The organism is Mycobacterium sp. TH-M106, assembly GCF_057473765.1.
Genome location: NZ_JBYCLE010000558.1, coordinates 1 through 6,545, shown reverse-complemented (window position 1 = coordinate 6,545; position 6,545 = coordinate 1). Strand labels below are relative to the sequence as shown.

Annotated in this window: 8 protein-coding genes; 2 read left to right on the top strand and 6 right to left on the bottom strand. The window is 67.3% G+C overall.

The genetic code is table 11. The features are described 5' to 3' along the window. Positions 1-245 (top strand): hypothetical protein (locus tag AC2VOP_RS19200; protein ID WP_486962443.1); only part of this gene is annotated, 245 nt, incomplete at its 5' end. A gap of 40 nt (positions 246-285) precedes the next feature. Continuing rightward, the gene (gene purT / locus AC2VOP_RS19195; protein ID WP_486962444.1) at positions 286-1,554 is read left to right on the top strand and encodes a formate-dependent phosphoribosylglycinamide formyltransferase; all 1,269 of its coding nucleotides are present in this window, start codon (positions 286-288) and stop codon (positions 1,552-1,554) included. A gap of 304 nt (positions 1,555-1,858) precedes the next feature. Here the strand turns inward: purT and AC2VOP_RS19190 are convergent, their stop codons facing one another. The 6 genes from AC2VOP_RS19190 to AC2VOP_RS19165 form a co-directional block, all read right to left on the bottom strand. After that, on the bottom strand, positions 1,859-2,071 hold the full coding sequence (locus AC2VOP_RS19190; protein WP_486962442.1) for an AbrB/MazE/SpoVT family DNA-binding domain-containing protein: 213 nt from the start codon (positions 2,069-2,071) through the stop codon (positions 1,859-1,861). Positions 2,072-2,210: 139 nt separating this feature from the next. Further along, positions 2,211-3,068, bottom strand: a complete 858-nt coding sequence (locus tag AC2VOP_RS19185) for an SDR family oxidoreductase (protein ID WP_486962441.1) — start codon at positions 3,066-3,068, stop codon at positions 2,211-2,213. Between the two features lie 38 nt (positions 3,069-3,106). Further along, entirely contained in the window at positions 3,107-4,249 is a 1,143-nt protein-coding gene (locus AC2VOP_RS19180) for an acyl-CoA dehydrogenase family protein (RefSeq protein WP_486962440.1), read from the bottom strand. Between the two features lie 15 nt (positions 4,250-4,264). Beyond that, entirely contained in the window at positions 4,265-5,461 is a 1,197-nt protein-coding gene (locus tag AC2VOP_RS19175) for an acyl-CoA dehydrogenase family protein (protein ID WP_486962439.1), read from the bottom strand. A gap of 4 nt (positions 5,462-5,465) precedes the next feature. Next, the gene (locus AC2VOP_RS19170) at positions 5,466-6,206 is read right to left on the bottom strand and encodes an SDR family NAD(P)-dependent oxidoreductase (protein WP_486962438.1); all 741 of its coding nucleotides are present in this window, start codon (positions 6,204-6,206) and stop codon (positions 5,466-5,468) included. A gap of 31 nt (positions 6,207-6,237) precedes the next feature. Beyond that, on the bottom strand, positions 6,238-6,545 hold a 308-nt coding region (locus tag AC2VOP_RS19165; RefSeq protein ID WP_486962437.1), incomplete at its 5' end, for an AMP-binding enzyme.

The following is a 6,545-nucleotide window of genomic DNA, read 5'->3' as shown; positions in this document are numbered from 1 at the left end:
AGGCGGTGAGCTCGGCGCACTGTGAGCCCGGGCAGTGGTGGGAGCCGTTCAGCAAGGCCTGCTACCCACTGGGCGTCGGACCCCAACCGCTGGCCTGCGAGCCCGGGCAGTGGTGGGATCCGAGCGGCAACATTTGCCGGCCGCTAGGCGTCGGACCGCAGCCGCTGGGCTGCGATCCAGGGCAGTGGTGGGATCCGACGACGAACGTGTGCCGGCCGCTGGGCCAAGGACCCCCGGTTGGGTAATAGGCTGCGGAGGGAGGGAGGGCCAGTGGTCGAGAATCGTATGGTGCCACCGGGGCAGAACACCTCGCAAGCTCGGCGGTCGCACCCGGGGAGCCCAAGCCGGACCAGGGTGATGCTGCTCGGCTCGGGGGAGCTGGGTCGTGAACTGGTGACCGCGCTGCAACGGCTGGGCGCCGAGGTGATCGCCGTCGACCGCTATGCCGATGCGTTGCTGCACCGGGCCGCCGACCAGTCGGTGGCCGTCGACATGGCCGACACCGACGAGCTGCTCGCGACGATCAGATGGTGGCAGCCGAAATTCCTGGTGGCCGTGACCGGCAGCGTTGCCATCGACGTGTTGACCGCCGCCACCGAAACCGGGTTCACCGAGGTGGTGCCCAGTGTCCACGGCGCACGGTTGGCCGCGGACGTCGAGGGAATGCGACGGTTGGCCGCCGACGAGCTCGGGCTGCCCACGGCACCATTCTGGTTCGCCGGGTCGGCTGACGAACTGCGCTCGGTGGCCGAGCACGCCGGGTTTCCGATGGTGGTCAAACCGGTCGCGGCACCGCCCGGGGAGGGACAGTCGGTGATGGTGCGGGCCAATGACGTCGAAGCGGCCTGGCAGCGCGCGGCCGACGTGCAGAACCCACCCGCCCGGGTGCTGGCAGAGATGGCGATGGAAGTCGACCACGAGGTCACCCTGCTCACCGTGAGCAGCGCCGGTTCGGCCGGGCCGGTGCTGACATTCTGCGCGCCGATCGGGCATCGCACCATCGACGGAGGAAGCGGGCAATCGGTGTTGGAGTCCTGGCAGCCCCACGCGATGAGCACCGCCGCCCTGGATGCTGCCAAGTCGATCGCCGCTCGTGCCGTGCGCGCGCTCGACGGGCGGGGCCTGTTCGGCGTCGAGTTGCTGACCCGCGGCGATGAGGTGTCCTTCGCCGGTGTCAGCGTGCGACCTTATGACGCCGCCCTACTCACGTTGCGCACCCAGCGGCTGTCCGGGTTCGAGTTGCAGGCTCGGGCCATCCTCGGGCTGGCGGTCGACCCCATCATGATCTCACCGGGCGCTGCGCGGCTGATTTACTCCGTCCGGCAGACGGGCGACGCCGCGGCCGCCGAGACCCAAACGGACGCCGTCGTTGCACTAGGCGGTGCGCTTTCCGAAGCCCTCGGCGTCGCCGAGAGCGACGTGGTGGTCTTCGGTCACCACGAGGGCTACCCGCGACGCAGGCTGGGCATGGCGGTGGCCACCGCATCCGACGTGGCGACCGCCCGCGACCGTGCCGAGCAGGTGTCGACGGCGCTGGGCACACTCTGGCAGTGACGCCCACAGCGGGACGTGCTGGACGGTCCGTCAGCTCACGAACCGGTACTCGACGTTCAGTGAGCGGTACGTGCGTTCAGCTCGGCGGTCGCGAGTGAGCAGAGTGCGGTGATTGATGACGGCGGCTTGGCCTGCACTGAGGCGCAGGGGAAGTGGTAGCCGGGTCAGTACCGAATACGTCTCGAACGCGGCGTGCCCGGCAAGTGCGGGGCGAAGTTCGACCAGAGCTTGGCGGCAGACTGGGTGCGCTTCGTGGGTCGAATCGAGGGCTGCGACGGCAACGCTGGTGTCACACGCCCAAAGGTCACCGTTGGACGTCATCGCGGAGTCGGCGCACGTCGTCGTCCGTCAGCGCAGCGCCCTCGACGTCGGAGAGTATTGGCAGCCCATCGCTGGTGCCGATCGAACGTTGGCGGCGGTGGACCGGCTCGATCCGGAGACCGGAGCCGTCTGGAATCAGCTCCAGCTGCGTATCCGGTGTCATTCCCAGTGCGACGCGGAGCGGTTTCGGAATCACAAAATGCGCCCCACCCGGTCCATCGTGACGTACATGGCATGACACTACCATGTGATTGGTATTAACGGACGGATCGCCGTGGGTGTACGGCCAGCGCGCCCCCGGTGTCGTAGCGATAGCCGCTTCAGGCTTTTTCCGGTCACCCGTGCGGCTCGGTCAGCCCGGTGCTGGACTCTGCTCGATCCGTGTAGCGCTGGCGGGCGGCCGTATCGAACTGCAGGAACACCCGGTCGTTGCCCATCTTCCTGTTGATGAAGCGACGCGCGCGCGGTGGCAGCATCATCGCGGCGACCGCGACGAACCGCAGCGACCCCGGCACCGATATCTGCGTCTTCGGCTTCTGGAGCACTTTGACCACCGCGGCCGCGACCTGCTCGGGCTGCAGCGGCTGCTGGGCGGCGGTAGGTGTTGTGCCGGAGATCAACTCGGTGTAGGTGAAGGTGGGCAGCACCGCGGTGACGATGACGCCCTGCGGCGCGAACTCATCGGCTAGCGCGGTGGACAGACCCACGACGGCGAATTTGGTTCCGGCGTAGACCGACTGACCCGGCACGGCCACCATTCCGGCGATCGACGCGATATTGACGATGTGGCCGCTCCGCTGCTCGACCATCTCGGGAAGCGCCAGCTGGCAGCCGTTGAGCACACCCAAGAAATTCACCTCGATCGCCGAGCGGATGGCCTGTGGTGTTTGGTCGAGAAACGGACCGATCGGCATCACCCCGGCGTTGTTGACCAGCACGTCGATGTGACCGGCACCGTCGGCGCGGGCCTTGTCCAAAAAGGCCGAGAACGACTCCCGGTCGGTGACGTCGAGCGGGTGGCCGAAGACCGGGCCGTGTGCACTCAGGTCGGCTGTCGTTTTCTTCAGTGCGTCGTTGTCGCGATCGCCGATGACCACCCGCGCGCCCCGGGCCAGCAGCGCGGTGGCGATGGCCAGGCCGATGCCCCGGGCGGCGCCGGTGACGGCGATCGTCTTGCCGCGGATGTTGTCCATGCCGACCGACGTTACCGGCGCTGCGGCGCGGACGAGCCTCAGATCCCCAAGTCTTTGGCGATGATCGTCTTCATGATCTCGTTGGTGCCGCCGTAGATGGTCTGGATGCGGGCGTCGACGAATGCCCGAGAAACCGGGTACTCGCGCATATAGCCGTAGCCGCCGAACAACTGCAGACAGCGGTCCGCCGTGCGGAACTGCAGATCGGTGGTCCACCATTTCAACTTCGCTGCGCGGGCCGCGGTCAGTTTTCCGTCCAGGTGTTCGGCGATGCAGTCGTCGAGGAAACTGCGGGCGACGTCCAGCTCGGTGGCCACCTCGGCGAGCACGAACTGGGTGTTCTGGAAGCCGGCTATCGGCGAACCGAACGCCTGTCGCTGCTGCACGTACTCGAGGGTTTCGGCCAATACCCCCTCGGCGGCAGCCACCGCACCCACCCCCAGCGAGAGTCGTTCCTGCGGCAGGTTTCCGACCAGCTGGTAAAACCCCTGACCCTCTTCTCCGAGCAGGTTGTCGACGGGCACCCGCATGTCGGTGAAGGTCAGCTCGCTGGTGTCTTGGGCGTGCAGTCCGATCTTCTCCAGGTTGCGGCCGCGGGTGAGGCCCGGGGTGTCGGCGTCGACCACGAGAAGTGACAAGCCCTTGTGCCGGTCTGGCCCGGTGCGCACGGCGACGACGAACAGATCGCCGGTCTGTCCGTTGGAGATAAAGGTTTTCGCGCCGTTGACCACGTAGTGGTCGCCGTCCCGATGCGCGGTGGTGCGCATGCCTGCCAGGTCGCTGCCGGCGCCGGGTTCGGTCATCGTGATGCCCAGCACCGTTTCGCCGGTCACCACGCCGGGTAGCCAGCGCCGCTTCTGCTCAGCGGTGGTCAGATCAGTCAGATACGGCAGCACGACATCATTCTGCAGCGAAAACGCGATGGCCTCGGCGGCCGCACCGGCGCGCTGAAGTTCGTCGATGACGATCGCGTGGTAGCGGTAGTCCTTCACACCCGGGCCGCCGAACTCCGTCGGCACCGGAAAGCCCAGCAGGCCCAGTTTTCCGGCTTCGGTGAACAGCGAACGGTCCCAACAGCTGGCGTGTTCCCACTTTTCGTGGGCGGGGACGACGGTGTGTTGCACGAAATCGCGGACTAATTCCCGGAATTGATGGTGCTCGGGGGTGTAGGTCAAGCTCATCGGTGGTAGCTCCTGTCAGCGGAAGGCGCCCAGGCCGGTGAATGCCTGGCCGAGGATCAGCTGGTGCATCTCCGGGGTGCCCTCGTAGGTCAGCACCGACTCCAGGTTCACCATGTGCCGGATGACCGGATACTCCAGTGATATTCCGTTGCCGCCCAGAATGGTTCGCGCGGTTCGGCAGATGTCCAGTGCCGTACGCGTGTTGTTGAGCTTGCCGAAGCTGACCTGCTCCGGGCGCAGGCCGGTGCGGTCTTTGAGCCGACCCAGGTGCAGCGACAGCAGTTGACCCTTGTGCAACTCGACGGCCATGTCGACGAGTTTGGCTTGGGTCAACTGGAATCCGGCGATAGGCCGACCGAATTGGCTGCGCTGGCTCGCGTAGTCGCGTGCGCTGCGCCACGCCGACCGCGCCGCACCCATCGCCCCCCAGATGATGCCGTAGCGGGCCTCCGACAGGCTGGTCAGCGCGCCTTTGACGCCGCGCGCGTTGGGCAGCATCGCATCGGCGGGCAGCCGCACGTCGTCGAGTACCAGCTCGCTGGTGATCGATGCTCGCAGCGACAGTTTGTGGTGAACGATGTTGGCGGAGAATCCGGGAGTGTCGGCGGGAACGATGAAGCCGCGAATCCCGTCGTCGGTGGCCGCCCACACGATCGCGACGTCGGCGATGGAGCCGTTGGTGATCCACATCTTGCGCCCGTTGAGAATCCAGTCTGCGTTCTTTCCTGAGCCGTCGCGTCGCGCCCGAGTTGTCATCGCCGCCGGATCGGATCCGACGTCGGGTTCGGTCAGCCCGAAGCAGCCCAGCAGTTCGCCGGCCGCCATGCCCGGCAGCCACTGCCGCTTCTGCTCCTCGGAACCGTTGTGGTAGATCGTGAACATCGCGAGCGAACCCTGCACGCTCACCAGCGATCGGATTCCGGAGTCGGCGGCCTCCAGTTCGGTGCAGGCCAGCCCGTAGTGCACCGCGGAGGCGCCGCCGCAGCCGTAGCCGCTCAGGTGCATCCCGAGCAGGCCCAGCTGGCCGAACTGCTTGGCGAGTTCCCGCGCCACCGGCAGGTCGCCTGCCTCGAACCACTCGGTGACGTACGGAGTGACGTGTTCGGCGCAGAACTTGGCGACCGTGTCGCGCACCGCGATCTCGTCGTCGGAGAGCATCGCGTCCAGCGCGAGCGGATCAAGCGGGTCGAACGCTGGTGTTTGGCTGCTCATGAGTTCATCCTGCCATCGTCAAGCCGCCGCTGACGCTGATCACCTGCCCGGTGATGAACGAGGCGGCCTCCGAGGCGAAGAACAGCACCGGTGCGGCCACCTCTTCGGGCCGGGCCAACCGCCGAAACGGGATCGCTTTGACCAGTGCCTCTTTCAGCTTGGCAGGCTGCGCGGCGAACAGCGGGGTGTCGGTTGGGCCGGGACACACGCAGTTGACGGTGATCTGGTGCCGGGCCATCTCCCGGGCCAGCGACTTGCTGAGCGCGATGACGCCGCCCTTGGCGCCGGCGTAGATCGTCTCGCCGGCGCTGCCGACCCGGCCGGCGTCACTGGCCACGTTGACGACGCGGCCACCGTGTCCAGCGCTGCCCGCGTCGATCATGGCAGGCAGGAAAGCGCTGCACATGTGCACCGGGCCGAGATAGTTGATGGCTACCACCTTTTCGGCGAACTCGGTCGTGGCGTTGAGGAACTGGTCGGTGCGGTCCCACCCCGCGGCATTCACCAGCACGGTGGGTACCCCCACCTCGGCGTGGGTCCGGTCCCGCAGCGCGTCCACCTGAGCGCGGTCGGCGACGTCGACCGGCAGCGCGGTGATCAGATCGGGCGCCGCGGCGGCGGTGGCCTGTGCGGCTGCCTCGTCGAGGTCGGCGGCGACCACCCGGTCGCCGCGGGCGGCGAAGCCCAGCGCGATCGCCCTGCCGATGCCCGAACCGGCGCCGGTGACAAGTGCGAGTTTGGTCATGTCGCCGAAAAGAACGTCTCGATCGTCATCGTTAAGCCTTCCGTTCTGAGACCAGGTCTTCTCGCAGCTGGTACTTCACCACCTTGCCCGATTGGGTGCGGGGCAGTGCGTCGACGAACTCCAGGCGCAGCGGAATCTTGTAGCCGGCCAGCTTGTCGCGCGCGAAGCTGCGCAACTCCTCCAACGTCAGCGTCGCGTCGGGCCGCAGCACCACCACCGCGGTGACCGCCTCGCCCCACCGCTCGTGCGGGGTGCCGAGCACGGCGACGTCGGCGATGGCGGGATGCCGGTAGAGCACGTCTTCGACTTCGGCGGGGTAGACGTTTTCGCCGCCGGAGA